The organism is Staphylococcus sp. HGB0015 (assembly GCF_000411275.1).
Lineage (GTDB): Bacteria > Bacillota > Bacilli > Staphylococcales > Staphylococcaceae > Staphylococcus > Staphylococcus schleiferi.
In genome coordinates this window covers 156,313-172,935 of record NZ_KE150417.1, presented here as the reverse complement: position 1 = coordinate 172,935, position 16,623 = coordinate 156,313, and the positions used below count along the sequence as shown (strand labels likewise).

At 36.8% G+C, this 16,623-nt stretch carries 16 protein-coding genes and 1 riboswitch; of the genes, 2 read left to right on the top strand and 14 right to left on the bottom strand.

Features of this window, described 5'->3' with window-relative positions; genetic code table 11:
- The first annotated feature begins 4 nt into the window (after nucleotides 1-4).
- Nucleotides 5-688, top strand: coding sequence for a DUF1129 family protein (locus HMPREF1208_RS00825; RefSeq protein WP_016424433.1), 684 nt, complete (start codon nucleotides 5-7; stop codon nucleotides 686-688).
- Between the two features lie 253 nt (nucleotides 689-941).
- Here HMPREF1208_RS00825 and HMPREF1208_RS00820 read toward each other — a convergent pair whose 3' ends face one another.
- The 14 genes from HMPREF1208_RS00820 to kdpF form a co-directional block, all read right to left on the bottom strand.
- A complete protein-coding gene (locus HMPREF1208_RS00820; RefSeq protein WP_016424432.1) occupies nucleotides 942-2,147 on the bottom strand; it encodes a sugar efflux transporter in 1,206 nt (401 codons plus the stop codon).
- 127 nt (nucleotides 2,148-2,274) lie between these two features.
- Entirely contained in the window at nucleotides 2,275-3,141 is an 867-nt protein-coding gene (locus HMPREF1208_RS00815) for a LysR family transcriptional regulator (RefSeq protein ID WP_016424431.1), read from the bottom strand.
- Nucleotides 3,142-3,264: 123 nt separating this feature from the next.
- Nucleotides 3,265-3,828, bottom strand: coding sequence for a DUF402 domain-containing protein (locus HMPREF1208_RS00810; RefSeq protein WP_016424430.1), 564 nt, complete (start codon nucleotides 3,826-3,828; stop codon nucleotides 3,265-3,267).
- Nucleotides 3,829-4,202: 374 nt separating this feature from the next.
- Nucleotides 4,203-4,679, bottom strand: coding sequence for a cupin domain-containing protein (locus HMPREF1208_RS00805; RefSeq protein ID WP_016424429.1), 477 nt, complete (start codon nucleotides 4,677-4,679; stop codon nucleotides 4,203-4,205).
- Between the two features lie 23 nt (nucleotides 4,680-4,702).
- Complete coding sequence (locus tag HMPREF1208_RS00800; protein ID WP_016424428.1) at nucleotides 4,703-5,416, bottom strand: YebC/PmpR family DNA-binding transcriptional regulator; 714 nt, start codon at nucleotides 5,414-5,416, stop codon at nucleotides 4,703-4,705.
- A gap of 74 nt (nucleotides 5,417-5,490) precedes the next feature.
- Nucleotides 5,491-6,498 (bottom strand): ThiF family adenylyltransferase, encoded by a 1,008-nt coding sequence (locus HMPREF1208_RS00795; RefSeq protein ID WP_016424427.1) that lies wholly within the window; start codon nucleotides 6,496-6,498, stop codon nucleotides 5,491-5,493.
- Nucleotides 6,498-7,265 carry a thiazole synthase gene (locus tag HMPREF1208_RS00790; RefSeq protein WP_037559188.1) on the bottom strand — a complete coding sequence of 256 codons (768 nt, stop codon included), beginning with the start codon at nucleotides 7,263-7,265 and terminating at the stop codon, nucleotides 6,498-6,500. Before HMPREF1208_RS00790 ends, HMPREF1208_RS00795 begins: the two co-directional genes overlap by 1 nt.
- A gap of 2 nt (nucleotides 7,266-7,267) precedes the next feature.
- The gene (thiS, locus tag HMPREF1208_RS00785; RefSeq protein WP_016424425.1) at nucleotides 7,268-7,468 is read right to left on the bottom strand and encodes a sulfur carrier protein ThiS; all 201 of its coding nucleotides are present in this window, start codon (nucleotides 7,466-7,468) and stop codon (nucleotides 7,268-7,270) included.
- A 5-nt stretch (nucleotides 7,469-7,473) separates the two neighbouring features.
- Entirely contained in the window at nucleotides 7,474-8,058 is a 585-nt protein-coding gene (locus tag HMPREF1208_RS00780; protein WP_016424424.1) for a thiamine phosphate synthase, read from the bottom strand.
- Nucleotides 8,059-8,132: 74 nt separating this feature from the next.
- Nucleotides 8,133-8,240: riboswitch (TPP riboswitch) on the bottom strand.
- Nucleotides 8,241-8,259: 19 nt separating this feature from the next.
- Entirely contained in the window at nucleotides 8,260-8,886 is a 627-nt protein-coding gene (locus HMPREF1208_RS00775) for a Bax inhibitor-1 family protein (RefSeq protein ID WP_016424423.1), read from the bottom strand.
- Between the two features lie 549 nt (nucleotides 8,887-9,435).
- Nucleotides 9,436-9,999 carry a potassium-transporting ATPase subunit KdpC gene (gene kdpC, locus HMPREF1208_RS00770; RefSeq protein WP_016424422.1) on the bottom strand — a complete coding sequence of 188 codons (564 nt, stop codon included), beginning with the start codon at nucleotides 9,997-9,999 and terminating at the stop codon, nucleotides 9,436-9,438.
- 10 nt (nucleotides 10,000-10,009) lie between these two features.
- Entirely contained in the window at nucleotides 10,010-12,034 is a 2,025-nt protein-coding gene (gene kdpB, locus HMPREF1208_RS00765; protein ID WP_016424421.1) for a potassium-transporting ATPase subunit KdpB, read from the bottom strand.
- Between the two features lie 15 nt (nucleotides 12,035-12,049).
- The gene (gene kdpA, locus HMPREF1208_RS00760; protein WP_016424420.1) at nucleotides 12,050-13,726 is read right to left on the bottom strand and encodes a potassium-transporting ATPase subunit KdpA; all 1,677 of its coding nucleotides are present in this window, start codon (nucleotides 13,724-13,726) and stop codon (nucleotides 12,050-12,052) included.
- Between the two features lie 25 nt (nucleotides 13,727-13,751).
- Nucleotides 13,752-13,832: a K(+)-transporting ATPase subunit F gene (gene kdpF, locus HMPREF1208_RS12605; RefSeq protein ID WP_081635118.1), complete on the bottom strand. Its 81-nt coding sequence runs from the start codon at nucleotides 13,830-13,832 to the stop codon at nucleotides 13,752-13,754.
- Between the two features lie 167 nt (nucleotides 13,833-13,999).
- Between kdpF and HMPREF1208_RS00755 the strand changes: the two genes are divergently transcribed.
- Complete coding sequence (locus tag HMPREF1208_RS00755; RefSeq protein WP_016424419.1) at nucleotides 14,000-16,615, top strand: sensor histidine kinase; 2,616 nt, start codon at nucleotides 14,000-14,002, stop codon at nucleotides 16,613-16,615.
- Nucleotides 16,616-16,623: the final 8 nt, after the last annotated feature.

The following is a 16,623-nucleotide window of genomic DNA, read 5'->3' as shown; positions in this document are numbered from 1 at the left end:
ACCAATGAAGACAACTAACGAACTCATGAAAGAAAATAATGTTAAGTCATTGCGCTTAAATAATACAGACCGTCAAATATTTGAAAGCTATATGACATATGTACGCGCAGATATGCGGGTCAATGCACATGACTCAGAAATTGTTCTACAACGTATTTTGACGCATTTGCTTAATGCTGAAAATAAAGGGATGCATGCGATGTATTTTTTTAATCATGATCCCAAAAAACATGCAATCCAAACGATTAAAGAGTTACCCAACCATACATTTATCAATATATTTCGTTATATTTTCCAACATATTATTTTTTTATTAGGCCTCTTTTGCTTTTTAAAAGGTTTTTTAGGCTTCTTTATCAATGATACCCGAATTTATCTTTATACTTTCCCGTTCACTTTTATTTTAGGTATTTTTATTACATTTTTGTTTGTTTGGGCTTGCTTTAAAATGGTACAGCTGCAAGCTTTTAGCTATTCCCGAATTGCCTGGCTTTTAGGTTACATAGTTTTAATCGCTTTAGTGGTGATTATTTTTATTGTTTTCTTCTTCCCACAAAACTTTTTACAGTTTGGTCCTTATATTCATATCAGCAATTGGGCTTTTATTGTGGCATCACTCATTATTGTGCCTGTAGGTGCTTATTTACAGAATCACAAACAGAAACAGACCGGACCTTCATGGCGCTAAAGTTAAGCACGGCCACCGTCCAAAGTAAAGCGACGACGCTTTCTTATATTACATATGAATCTTCAAAAGTACTAAGGTGCTTGAAGGCAGGCGAAAAAAATAAAACTTCTTCGCACCCTTAATTTGTGCTTAAATGATTAAAAAAGGGGCTAGGAGCATATCCTAGCCTCGTTTTTTAGTTACTATTTAAATCACTTCGCAAATGAAGCCCTATTTATCTCCTCAGTTGTCCAGCCTCTTTTCTGTATCGAATTTAGCTCGCTTCAACTGTCTTTGGGCTTTTTTTAGTAAATAAAATCAATACAAAACCTAATGCTAATGATAATGCAGAGACATAGAAGACATTGCCTAAACCAATCCAATCACTCATGGCACCGCCTAGCAGGTTTCCTAACAACTGGCCGACAACCATTGCATTTGCAAATAATGTTGAAGCATAACCTGGAAATTGTGGCAAAATATCTTGAAAGTAGCTAATCCCTATACCTAATAAAACAGCTAAAAATGCTGCAAGTAAGACTTGACCGATTAACATCATTCTCACACTTTCAAACACGCCGATACTTCCAAAAAAGAGACTGCCACAAACAGCCGCAATAGCTAGCAGCGTTCGTGTTTGAACCTTACTCGCAACAATGCCTAAAATAATCATAAAAGGCACTTCTAAACCTGCACATAAACTTGCTAAATGACCTACATATTTCTCTTCTTCACCAAGATATTTCGTAACAAAAAGTGGCATATTGAGTGTGTACATCCATTGCCCAATATGTAATAACACAAAAGCAACAAATGGCACGATAAGATAGCGATGTCTCAACATAGAAGGCGCATTTTGTTCCGTATGTGTCGCTGTACGCGTGGGTTGTTTCGTCTTGATATCTTTGAAAAAGAAGACTTGTAAAAGTAGCGTTGTCAAAATGATTGCGACAGTGCCTCCGAACAGCCCGCTATAGCCCCATGACTGATTAAGGATGTTGCCCACTAATGGTCCAAATAAGAAACCAAATGAAAACATAGACCGCAGCACAGAATTCGCAAAAACGGCGCGACTGCTTGAAGTCGACTGATCAATAGATTCTCTCGCAGATGCATAAAGTTGTGGCATTGCAGGCGCGAACAGCCCTTGAAAAATGGCATATAAAATAATAAATAGCGTAATAGAATGAATAAAAAAGGGGAGTGCAAAGCTAATCGCGCCCATAAATAACCCAATAATAATTAATAACTTACGATTCACAGCATGTGTGTCTGAAAAACGCGCTACAATACTATTCATTGTGAATTGGCTAATTGCCGCAAGTGCCAATAATAATCCAAACTGATTGGTAGTCATCCCGAGTTGGTTTGTTGCAAATAGCACAAAAAAAGGTACTGTAATGGCAATCCCCATGCCAATCAGCATCATGTTGACTAAAAAGAGCTTATAATTTTTAATAGTTAATAATTCCCGAAACATTTGTTTTCTCCTTAATACGTAATTATCTTCTTTCTTAAATGACTTTACATCATCCCTTACTTTTTCTTCTGTTTACCTAAAAAAGCACGCCCTTAAACCATCGCACGTAAACGTGCAATGGTATGCGTTACATCTGATCAAGATGTAGATATTCTTTGAAAACATTAATAAATGAGCTCACTTGCGGTAATTGCATCATACTCATGTCATAACTTAAATATGTAGAACGCACGAGCGAATGTGCTTCTATGTCTACTTTTAACATCTCGAATTGTGTAATATCTAAGTCTTTCACCATAATTTCTGGTAATATGGTCACGCCAACACCGCTCAAAAGTAACGCTTTACATGTTGCAACTTGATCCACCTTAATTCTTGCATGATAATCTTGAGACATATGTTGTTGATACCACGTTTTAATTTGATTAATGTAAACTGGATCAGCCTGAAATTCGATGAAAGGCAATTTATGTAGCTCATCTTTTTTATTTTTAGGATAAATAAAATAGTGTTTATCGTCCATTAAATGATCATTATGCATATTTAGCAAAGGATTCCCGCGAACAATCATAATATGATAATCGTTATGATTCGCTTTAATATGTTCACTTGAACCCACTTGTAATTCAATTTCAACATTTGGAAATTCAGTTGTATAACGATTTAACACTTCAGGTAACACTGTTTGACCCACCAGTGATGAACAACCAATCGATAGTGTCCCGTTAATCGCACCCACATGTGCTTTAATTTTATCTTGAAACAAGCGCTCTTGCTTTAACATTGATTTTGCATGCGCTATTACCATCGCACCTTCAGTTGTCGTAATTAACTGCTTTTTTGTTCGGATGAAAATCTCAACACCAAAATGTCTTTCTATAGATTTAAGACGTTGCGTCACTGCAGGTTGAGAAATGTATAGTCTTTCAGCTGCTTTTCTCAATGTACGTGTCTCATCTAAAGTAATTAACAACCGATAATCATCAATCTTCATCGTAGCGCCTCCTCAAAATAAAAGAACACTAGACAAACAGAACATTGTCCAGTGTGCTTGTATACTTTCACAGCACACGCTGGGTTGGTTGTAACGGTGTGTGAAAAACATTTCTTTTAATCACTAATACTGTTTATGCTTTTCTTTTTTCTGATACTTATGCTTGATTTTCTGATAGCAGTACATTGCCCGTCTTTCGATACTTTCAAAGTCCTCGTCAATCTGGATCATGAGTTGGTGTGCAATCACATAAGCCTCGTGGTATTGCTTTCTTGTAATTTGCTTCGTTTTCAGTGCATATTCCAAGTCGTCTTGATCAACAAGTTCATATCGGCCGTTAGGTAGTGCGAGCACATCTAAGCACAAGTCTAACGTGCGTGCCTTACCTTTTTGCGTAATATTTTTTAAATTAATATCAAAATAATATTGCAATGGTTGTCCTTTATCATTAAACATGACAGTCATACTGTAACGCTTTTTTTCTGGTAATATTTGCAACCACTGATAGTTATCATCAGCCACGACTATCTTTTTACCTACAACAGTCACCTCTAATGGCTCTCTCACCTTTTTAATTGTAATTAAACCTATGATGCCTTTAAATTTGTTATTGTTCACTTTAACTTCGATATAATCATGGTCTAAGAGGCGACGCCAGTGACGTTTATCAATATATTTCACTTTCACAGCCACCAACCCCCTTTCGTACATTATATATAAATCAGCGTTATATGTCACTTCTCTCAGTTTCTAACCGTTTTGAAATTTGTTCATCCATGCCTCGATGATAGATGTCAGTCTGTCTAAAGCTGCGTGCTGTGTAATATTTATTATGCGTTCAATTTAAGCGTGGACGTTGATTTTCTGAAAGATGAGAACATCGTATGATTTCATACATCTTAATATGAAACAAAAAACATACTAAAGTGTATACAATCGTTAGGTTCTCATCACCTTAACATCCACCTTAGTATGTTTAAAATCACAACCACTGTCTCCCATCATCGCCCTATATGTTATGGGATTGATGTAATGAGGTCACATTCCTCATTCCCTTTCATTTACACATTCTTTTTCGCATATTTTTGAATGATTGTTTTATGCTCAGGATAAGTTTCTATAAGCTCATCTTGTGTGAATAATTCAAAATGTTCAAATTGAAATGCCGGTTGTACCATACAACCTACTACCGCAAAACTATTTTCTTGTTCAATAGAAGATGCAAAAATGGTATTTTTTGGTACAACAAGTTGTAATACATCACCATTTGCTACATCGGGACCAAGTTGCACAGTTTCATATGTGTGATCAGGATGTATCATATGAATTGTGAGTGTGTGCCCAGCATGAAAGTACCATATTTCATCAGCATCAATGCGATGAAAATGAGAAATGTTTGCGTCTTCTAATAAAAAATAAATGCTTGAATAATTTGGACGGCCTTCTGTCTGATCTGGACTTAATATCGTTTCACGATAATATCCCCCTTCAGGATGAGGGGTTAAATTAAGATGCTGTATCCATTCTTGAACATTCATAATAAATGCCTCCCAAAGATTTATTATAGTTCAACATTATGAAAGACACGTTGTACATCTTCAAGGTCTTCTAATACGTCAATCAATTTTTCAAAAGTCGCTTGGTCTTCATCAGAAAGTTGCACTTCTGTTTGCGGTAACATTTCAAATTCTGCAACTTCAAAGTCAGTGACGCCCATGTCGCGTAAAGCTTGTTGAACTGTAGCAAACTGATCAGGTTCAGCATAGACGATTGTCAAATCACCTTCTTCAACTACGTCACGAACATCTATATCGTTTTCCATTAATGCTTCAAGTACAGCATCTGCATCAAAACCTTCAAAGGCAAATGTCGCTGTGTGATCGAACATATAAGCAACTGAACCAGAAACACCCATATTTCCTCCATTTTTACCAAATGCGGCTCTTACATCAGATGCCGTACGATTAACATTGTTTGTTAAAGCGTCAACGATGACCATGGAGCCACTTGGACCAAAACCTTCATAACGTAACGCATCGAAATTTTCTTCGCCGCCACCTTTAGCTTTGTCGATTGCTCTTTCAATAATATGGTTGGGTACAGAATAAGTTTTAGCACGTTCAAGTACAAGTTTTAACGCTTGGTTTGACTCTGGATCTGGCTCTCCTGATTTTGCGGCCACATAGATTTCTTTACCAAATTTTGCATAAATACGACTTGTATTTTTATCTTTTTGTGCTTTCTTTTCTTTAATGTTATTCCATTTACGTCCCATTACTTCCATCTCGCTTTCACATGCTTTTTTGAATACTCTTTATTATACATGGAAATTTTACAGTATGGCAAATTCTACTCAATGTGAACAGGTTGTACGAATAATCGTTGTACTAATTCATGCGCCGTTTGCTGATCTGACGCGTGATAAATCAACAACCGCCCATCTTGATATAATGTCATTTCATAGTCTTTATATTGTAATCGTTTAATAAAATGATTTTCGATTAAACATGTCACACTAGGATGGATTTTTGCTGAAAACTGCTCTGGAGAGAGTCTATATTGATAAACGCCACCACACAGTAATTGTGTTTGTTCAAGTTGTTTATGATTTAATCGATCATATTGATGTTGAGCACAAACTTTACAATCTTCTTCTTTCAATGCTTTGATAGACAATGTTTTCATTTTGCCACGATAAATATCCATTGTCGTCATACGATAAGAAAAATCACCATGCATCAAATAATGGAAGACTTCTGCTACAACCAGACTACTCGCCATATGAACAGCGGGCGGAAGAACACCATTAATATCACAACTTTCCATTGTATCTGGTACGTCTGGCATTACACAATGTAAGCATGGACCATCTTGATGAATTGGAAAAACACTCACTTGACTCCCCACTACTGCCCCATAAATATAAGGAATATTTAACTTTCTAGAGGCTTCATTAACTAAATAACGTGTTTCAAATCGATCAAGTCCATCTAAAATCATGTCGGGTTGCGTTTCATTGAGGATACCCAATATGTTCCTTGCTGTAATCTCCTCATTCAATGGTTCTATCGTCACTTCATGGTTCATTGCTGACAGATGTTGTTGTAATGCAAATACTTTCGGCGTCATAGCTTGTACATCTGCTTCAGTATAGCCACTTTGACGATGTAAATTAGATAAGGACACCACGTCTTTATCAACAATTGTTAAACGGCCGACACCACTTCGCGTCAATTGCTCTGCGATACCACTGCCTAGCGCACCAACACCGATAACCATCACATGTAATTGTTGCAGTTGGACTTGTCCTTGTTGACCAAAAGGTTTAAATTTCTCTTGTCTGTTATAGCGGGTCATTATAAGAACCCTAACCCCTCTGATGGACTTGATTGAACAGCATTATAGCGAATAGGAATACGACCCGCTTCATAGCTCAAGCGACCCGCTTCAATACCTTTTTTCATTGCTTCTGCCATTTTCACAGAATCTTTAGCACGTGATACTGCAGAATTTAATAATATCGCATCTGCCCCAAGTTCCATCGCTTCCGCACAGTCTTTTGCTGAACCTATCCCCGCATCCACAATAACAGGAACTTGGCTTTTTTCTATAATATAACGTAAGTTTAAAGGATTGCTAATCCCTCTTCCTGTACCAATTGGCGAAGCAAGTGGCATCACGGCATGTACACCGAGCGCTTCCAAACGTTTCGCTAACACAACATCATCTGAAATATATGGACAAACAATGTAGCCTTTTTCTAATAAAATTTCACATGCTTTATAAGTTTCGAGGGGATCAGGTAATAATGTTTCATCATCACCAATTACCTCTACTTTAATCATGTCACATACACCAGCTTCATTTGCCAATTCAGCAATACGTACTGCTTCTTCAGCCGTTTTCGCACCTGCTGTATTTGGAAATGTCGTAAATTTAGATAAGTCCACATTGGCTAAAGGGTTCGGCAACTTTTCATCATACAAACTCATTCGGCGTACCGCAAATGTAAGTACTTCTGTTTCAGATGCATCAATTGCACGAGATTGAATCTCTTCATTTTCGAATTTACCTGTTCCTAAAAACAATCTTGAATTGAAACTTAAATTACCAATTTTAAACATCATTAACCGCCTCCAACAAATTCTAAAAGTTCTAACTGATCGTCTTCACGCACTTCAGTTGTATCCCACTCTGAGCGTTTTACAACTTCTTCGTTACGTTCAACTGCCATGCGTTTTGATTCAATACCAAAGTGATTCAATATATCACGAATCGTAGTGCCTTCATCGAAAAGTTGCCTTTCACCATTCACATATACTTGCATTACCTTCACTCCTTTGCACGCCAATAAGTGACCATTTGTCTAAACTGATGGATTTCGTTTGAAAACGCACTTCCGATACATGCGATCCCCGAAAAACCTGTAGGAACGTTTTGGATTGTCTCAAGACGAATGCCTCCAATTGCAATAATAGGAAAGTCAATAGACAACACTGCTGCAATTTCACTAGAGGATCGTGGTGGCTGATGGGGCTTAGAGGGTGTGGGAAAGAGATGACCAAACAATACGAAATCAAAATGTTGGGCTTGCGCATAGCGAATACTATTTTCAGAATGCGTAGACATACTAATACGATAATCCGGCGACTTCTGTTTGATATGTTCGGCGTTAACATCACCTTCTCTGAAATGAAGGCGATGAATGCCCAATTGCTCGGCAAGCTGCACATCCGTATGTACAATCATTTTAGATTTTGGAAAACCTTCATCATGCAACTTTAAAATCCAATTTTCTAGTTCAGGCTTTCTCATAGGTGTCCTGAAAATGACGCCATCAATATCAGGTTCAATTGCACACAAGCGTTGAATATGCGTATAATCAAGCCTTTGATAAGGTGTAACCACTACAATCATCGTATCCATCCTCCTTAACGCAACAAAAAAAGCTACTTTTCATAAATCAAATTAAGAAAAGTAGCGTGTTATTCCCACGAATTCAGCCACTTTCCTACGCCAGTACGAACTGGATCAGGTTCAGGAATTTTGAAATCGCATTTCAATCTCAGCCATTCGCAATGGCACTTCCAGTGGAATCGTTTTATCTATTCAATTGCGTTAACGTTTTACCATACGTGTTAATTCTAACACATAACGAATAATACGGAAAAGGTTTAAGAACAAATTGAAACCCATCTCTCTAGGTGAAAATTGTCCTCGTTTCATCCGATTAAAGTCATAAAGCGTATACAATAAGAATAATAACAAACCTACCACCGCAATGAGCGTATGGTAAATCGGGTTATGGATAAACCACCCAAGTAGACTTGCTAAAATTAAAGCGATAAGTGTCACGAATAAATATTTTCCAATACTTGAAGCATCTTTTATCAAAAAATAACCTAAAAAGCCAAAGATAAGAAACGCCGCAATCGCTAATAAAACAGTGTTAAAAAATACACTTGGCCCTAAATCTTCTAACGTATACATAAATGTGGCATAGGATAATAAGCCTGCAACAATGGTATAAATATGTGAAATGATAGGACCACTAAAACGTACACGTTGGACAACCATCGAAATCAGAATAAGGATAAGTAATCCTATCGATAGCGGTTGGCGCCATGCTTCTGGTAAAAATTGACCTAAATAAGTTGAAATCCCAAAAATAAGCCAATAATAAACAAAAAAGAGCCAAACTTTTCCATAAGCCTTACTAGGGGGTTGATGTGTTGATGATGACATCTTTTCTCTCCTTTCTTTTTGGTTGTTATATTTTACGATAGATTGTGTTACGAATAAAATAAAGTCTCTTGTCTTGTACCCGAAAATGCACTTTTTAGACCTCATTCAATATCGCATTAAATTTTCATCTCGATAAATTCGCGTCTTATGGCCCTTTTTATTACGTCATTTTTTATTTTACATTCAGTTGAAACAGCCTGGGTATCAACCTATAAAACACTTCAACGCCCTTATTAAGCCATTAGAAATTGCACACTGTTCAATGACTCACTGTTACGATGAATCGATGCACGTTTGAATTTAAAACAATGAAGCACTGTATATTTTTGACGATGCATGGATGGCGAGACGCCTGAGGGAACAGGACAAGCCGAAGACTACAGGCTGAGGCTGTCCCCTCGGAAAGCGAAGCCATCCATACAAGTAATCCAACATCAAAAACGCTCTAAGACAGTTTAATTAAAAACAATCTTAGAGCGTTTGAATTGAGGAAATAACCCCAGCCTCATCTCATCATAAACCGTACAACGGCCACTGTACAATCAACAATTAATGTGCTGACAAATGATCTAACGCCATATTTAACGCCAACACATTCACATAGTCATCATACATCGTTCCTTTATGTGCTTGCTTAGTAATTAATTGATCAATTTGTTGTGGTGAGAGATTTCGTTGTTTTGCAATACGTGCCACCTGTTGTTTTGCATTATCCACCGTAATATCCGGATCTAAACCTGAACCAGATTCTGTCACCGCATCAATCGGTGTATGGTGACCATCATCTTGTTTTAAGTCTTCTACTCTCTTTTTAAGTTCAGGATTGCCATTTGAATAGTTATCACTACCAGAAGCCACCCCTTTTTCTTTTAATGTCGTTTTATCCATATTATATTTGACAGCACTCGTTCTTCCGTGAAAATACTGAGGTTCATTCCACTGCTGTCCAATGAGATTTGAACCTACTACCTTACCATTCTGTGTCACAAGACTTCCGTTAGCTTGGTGATGAAACAACGTCTGTCCAACTGCCGTTACAGCCAATGGAAAGAGGACACCACACAAAACCATTGTCATTACAACGAGTCCTATGCTACTTCTTATCGCTTTCATATACACCCTCCTATATCCACCATTGAACAATGAGATCGATGAGTTTAATTCCAATAAACGGAACAATCATACCACCCAATCCATATACCAACATATTTTTCATGAGGATGGTCTCCGTTGAAGCACCTTTAATGCGCACACCTTTCATCGCAATTGGAATTAATAATGCAATAATCAGTGCATTAAATATTAACGCTGAAACAATTGCAGATTCAGGAGAATTCAAACGCATAATATTTAAAATACTCATTTCCGGTACAGTGACCATCATCATTGCAGGTAAAATCGCAAAATATTTCGCAATATCATTCGCAATACTAAATGTTGTCAACGCACCTCTCGTCATCAATAATTGTTTACCGATTTTAACAACTTCCATCAGTTTAGTTGGATTTGAATCCAAATCAATTAGATTTGCTGCTTCTTTTGCACTTAATGTACCTGAGTTCATAGCTAATCCAACGTTGGCTTGTGCTAATGCAGGCGCATCGTTTGTTCCGTCTCCTGTCATCGCGACGATATGCCCTTTTTCTTGTTCTTCTTTAATGACTTTTATTTTATCTTCTGGCTTACATTCTGCGATAAAACGATCCACACCCGCTTCTTTCGCAATAGTCGCGGCAGTTAATTCGTTATCACCTGTACACATAACTGTTTCGATGCCCATTTGACGTAACTCTTGAAAACGTTCGACCAATCCTTCTTTAATGACATCTTTTAAGTAAATAACGCCTAAAATGGTTTGATCTTCAACGACGATTAAAGGTGTTCCGCCTTTACTAGAGACTTCAGTAACCAGCGATTCAATATTAGAAGGTACCCTGCCGCCTTTTTGTTTAACATATTTAATCATACTATTAGGTGCCCCTTTAAAGACAGCACGATCACCCATGATAATACCGCTCATACGTGTTTCCGCTTTAAAAGGTTGGTAGTCACCTTTGACTTCATCCGGTAATTGAACCGATGAAGCTTGCGCCAAAGTAACAATACTTTTGCCTTCAGGTGTATCATCATAAACAGAAGTTTCGTAAGCTGCGACGAGTAATCTGTCGTACCATTCTTCATGCACAGGCATCAATGATTCCGCTAAACGGTTACCATAAGTAATTGTGCCGGTTTTATCCAAAATTAATACGTCTACGTCCCCGCATGTTTCTACGGAACGTCCGCTTTTAGCTAAAATATTAAACTGTGTCACACGGTCCATCCCAGCAATACCAATAGCTGAAAGTAATCCCCCAATCGTTGTCGGTATTAAACATACTGTTAATGCGATCAACGTTGCAATGGGCACATTCAGTTTTAAGTACTGTGCAATAGGATAAAACGTTAAAATAACAACTAAAAAGATAATCGTTAAAGTGATAAGTAAGGTAAAAAGTGCAATTTCATTTGGCGTTTTTTTACGTTGTGCACCTTCGACTAAGGCAATCATTTTATCTAAAAACGTAGCCCCTTCCTCACTATCGACTTCAATAATAAGCCAATCCGATGTTACAGTTGTGCCACCAATAACACCTGAAAAATCGCCACCTGATTCTTTAATCACTGGTGCTGATTCCCCTGTAATTGCAGATTCATCAACCGTTGCAATCCCTTCAATAATTGTTCCGTCTGATGGGATGGTTTCCCCTGCTTTAACAAGGATGCGATCCCCACGTTTTAACGCAGAACCGTCAATCGTTTCATATTTTTCATCGCCTATAATTCGACGTGCAACCATATTTGATTTTGTTTCACGAAGACTGTTCGCCTGTGCTTTACCACGTCCTTCAGCAATGGCTTCTGAAAAATTAGAGAACAGAATCGTCAATAATAAAATCACAAAAATCGTAAATAAATAAATTCGTGACATTGCATCATCTGTAAAAATTTGTGGAACTATCGTCATTATTAAAGTTAAAACCATCCCTACCTCTACAACAAACATAATTGGATTTTTAATGAGATATGCAGGGTTTAATTTTATAAAACTCTCTTTGATGGCTTGTTTGACGATCGCGCCATTCAAGACATGAGATGATTGATTCATTCAACATATCCTCCTTTATTTTAATGATAAAAATTCTCCAATAGGTCCAAGTAATAACACTGGTAAAAATGTCAAACCACTCAATAAAATAATAAAAATTGTGAGTGATACACCAAAGAAAGGTTTGTCGATAGCCACGGTCTGATCATCTTTTTGATATGCTTTTTTATTAACTAAGCTTGAAGCAATCATGATTTGTAAAATGATAGGTATATAACGCGCAATCAACATGACGATACCGGTTGAGACATTCCAGAACGTCGTATCATCTGCGAGTCCTTCAAACCCAGAACCATTATTGGCTGACGATGATGTCATTTCATAAAGTGCTTGTGAGATACCATGAAATGAAGGATTCGTTAATGCGTCACTCGCACCAGGAATAATAAAAGCGAATGCAGTCGCAACTAAAATCAATATCGGATGAATTAAAAATGTTAATGCGATGAGCTTCATTTCTCGTCCTTCTATTTTCATTCCTAAATAGTTTGGTGTTTTCCCTACCATCAAACTGCAAATAAATACTGTTAATAAGACGAAAATCAACATATTCATTAATCCGACACCTTCACCGCCGAAAATGGCGTTAAGCATCATTAATACTAAAGGTACAAAACCACCCAACGGTGTAAGCGTATCGTGCATATTATTAACGGTACCTGTCGTAAATGCTGTTGTAATCGTCGTGAAGAGCGCTGAAAGTCCTGGGCCAAATCTTACTTCTTTTCCTTCCATATTCGGTCCAACTACACCTAAATGAGATAACACAACGTTACCTTTGTACTCTGAAATAATGGCAATCGCAAAGAAAACTAAGAAAAATAACAACATTGTTCCAAATATGACATAAGCGTGCGCATGAATTTGCTTACCACTTTTTGTCAACATTCTTCCAAATAGGAAGACAAGCGCACCAGGAATCAACATCATACTCAACATTTCAATATAGTTCGACCATACAGTCGGATTTTCAAATGGTGTTGATGAGTTGGCGCCTAAAAAGCCTCCGCCGTTTGTACCGATATGTTTAATGGACTCTAATGAAGCAATAGGACCATATGCGATTTGTTGAATTTTGCCTGTGATCGTATGCAACGTTAAGTTACCTTTTAAAGTTTGTGGTGTGCCTTGACTCATCAAAAGAATACTCACAATAAATGATAGCGGTATTAAAACGCGGACGATAAACCGCACAACATCTTGATAAAAGTTGCCGATGACATCTGTCATTCCTGTTAGTCGACGCAGCATCGCAATACAAACCGCATAACCTGAAGCACTAGACGTAAACATCAAATAAGTGATGACAATCATCTGTGTTAAATATGTGAGTCCTGATTCTCCAGCGTAATGCTGTAAGTTCGTATTCGTTAAAAACGAAGCAACTGTATTAAACGCTAATGAAACCGATTGATTTAAATTATGATTCGGATTTAAAAAGAGCCATTGTTGAGTCAATAACAATAGAAACGACACAATTCCCATTAGTCCATTAAATAGTAGAAAATGTTTCAGGTATGTCTTACCCGACATGTGCTCTAACTTTGTTCCTAACACTTTGTAAATCCCTTTTTCCACACCTAAAAACACCTTATCTGCAGGTGTAGGGGTTAATAATGCAACACTATATAAGTATCGACTTAATAAAAATGCGCATAAAAGAAAGATGATTAAAAAGATAACGACTTCCATGTTTTCCCTCCATCAATAATTGAATTTAAAACTTTTCACTGTAAATTAAGGCGTATACTAAATAGCCAATTAATACGATGACAATGAGACCTAATACGATAATCATCTCTTGACCTCCTCCTTATTGCAGGAATCATTATATAAAAATTTCTATAAGGAGATTATTAATATTTGCATCGTTTTATTAAGAAGTTATTAAGATAAAGAAAAACGTATTTTTTTATAGAAAATATAAGATTTGAAGTTTATGATGAATTAAAAGAGGTGAAAAATATGGAGCGTAATCCAACGATAAAAAGAGGGTCCCTGACAATATACCTTGGTTATTCTCCGGGTGTGGGTAAAACTTATGAAATGTTATCTAATGCTATAGATGCATATCAAGAAGGCGCTGATATTAAAATTGGTTACATAGAGCCACATCAACGTAAAGAAACCCAAGCGCTAGCTGAAAAACTCCCCGTCATTCAAACTAAATCTAAAAACCACGGGAGTCATACATTCCAGTATTTAGATGTTGATCAAATCATTGATGATGCGCCTGCTATCATTCTTATAGATGAATTAGCGCACACGAATATCTCAAAAGAGCGTCATGAAAAAAGATATATGGATATTGAAGAAATTCTTTCCCACGGAATTGATGTCCATACCACATTAAATATTCAACATATTGAAAGTTTGAGCGAGCAAGTATCATTAATGACAGGCGTCAAAATTAAAGAACGGGTGCCAGATCAATTTATTATGTCGAGTGATGCGATAGAAGTGATTGATATTTCACCTAAACAGCTCATCAATCGCCTTAAAGCAGGAAAAGTATATAAGAAAGAACGACTCGATACGGCCTTCACTCATTTTTTCACTTATGAGAACCTTTCAGAATTAAGGGAATTAACACTCAGAACAGCCGCAGATATTATGAGCCAAAAAGAGCACCTCTATAAGAAAAATATTGATATTACGCCTCATGTCGCCGTCGCAATTAGTGGGAGCATCAGCAACGAAACCGTTATTCGAGAAGCGCGACGTATCGCCAATCGTGAACATGCACAATTTACAGCTGTTTATATTGATGTGTTTGATCATGAAGGCAGACACTACGCTAATGAAAGTCAGGTTCATCAAAATTTAATGCTTGCGCAATCATTAGGGGCATCCGTTAAAGTGATTTATGATAATCAAATTGCATCGGGTCTCGACGACTGGTGCAAATCCCAAAAAGTTACTAAACTTGTTATTGGTCAACATATTAGTGACAAATGGAACGATATTTTCAAACGTCCTCTCATTGACCAGTTACTGGATTTAAAGCATCATTATAAAATAGAAATCGTGCCGATTAAGCATATCCAAATGAAAGCGAAGCATGAACGACACAATCAAAAGGTAGAACAGAAACGTTGGACTGTCGATATTTTTAAAATGATTACTATTCAAGCAATATGTGTACTTTTGGGTCTATGGGTTTATAGTGCAGACCATGGCGAGCAAGACACCATCATTCTTCTATTATTTTTGTTAGGGATTATTGTTTTAAGTATGTGGACACAGTCGTACCTCATCGGTTTTTTCGCGGCAATTTTAAACGTATTTGTCTTTAATTTCTTTTTTACTGTGCCAAGATTCACTTTCGAAGTTTATCGTTTTGATTACCCTATTACATTCACCATTAGTATTATCGTCAGCATCGTGACAAGCGGACTATTAAAACAAATTAAACACCAGTACATCGTAACGAAACATCAACTTTATCGTACAGATATCCTGTTACAATTTAATGATTCAATCAAACAGACCTATACCATTCCGGATTTATTAGTTAATGCTCGACATCAAATTCAACACCTTTTAAATCAAGAAGTTACGATTTACTTAGTTGAAGATGAAAAAATTTCAAAAACGATTCCAATTGAAGGTCCGCATGCCGATTATTCACGACATCAACAAGCATTGAGTTGGATTATTAAAAACCAAAAACGTGCAGGCGCCACGACAGACACTTTTCCAGGGATTCAATATTTATTAATCCCAATAGGAACAAATCCTGTCAAAGCCATCGTTTCTATACATTTTTCTGAACCGCAAGTCATTGATTCTTATGATAATTCTATTTTAGAATCTATGCTTAATGAAATTTCGCTTGCGGTAGAAAACTTGAGCTTGTTGCGTCAAACACGTGAATCGATGTTGCGTGCTGAGCGAGAAATGACACGTTCAAACTTTCTACGTTCGATCTCCCATGATATTCGAACACCTTTAACATCAATTATCGGTAATTTAGATGTATTATTACTTTACGGCAAAGAGATGCCTCAACAAGAACAACATCAGTTGGTTTCACGCTCGTTTGATGAAGCCCAATATTTACACATGTTAGTTTCAAATATTTTATCACTTACGAAACTCGAACATTCAAATGTGAAATTAAATCGTCAACTTTACCTCATTGAAGAATTAGTTGAAGAAATCGAATCTGTATTAGAACGGAGAAGATTAAATCATCAAGTTAAGGTCACGGCATTTCATGATATTTGTTTTGTTAATATTGACAGCAAACTCATTTTACAAGCCATTTTCAATTTGATAGAAAATGCTTTAAAACATACACCACCTGAAACTAAAATCACGCTAGTCATCAGTAAAAACGAAGAGCAGATTTTGTTTGAGGTCATTGATCATGGTCCTGGCTTAACTGATGAAGAGCAACATACAGTTTTCCAACCTTTTCATAAACATCAGTTCTTCAAAGATAATAAAAAAGACAGTATGGGGCTCGGTCTTTATCTTGTTCAGTCCATTTTAGAAAAACATGACAGTCAGTTAAAATATCGACAAAACGAGCCACATGGTAGTATATTTTATTTCAACCTACCTTATGAATACTAAAAAAATTT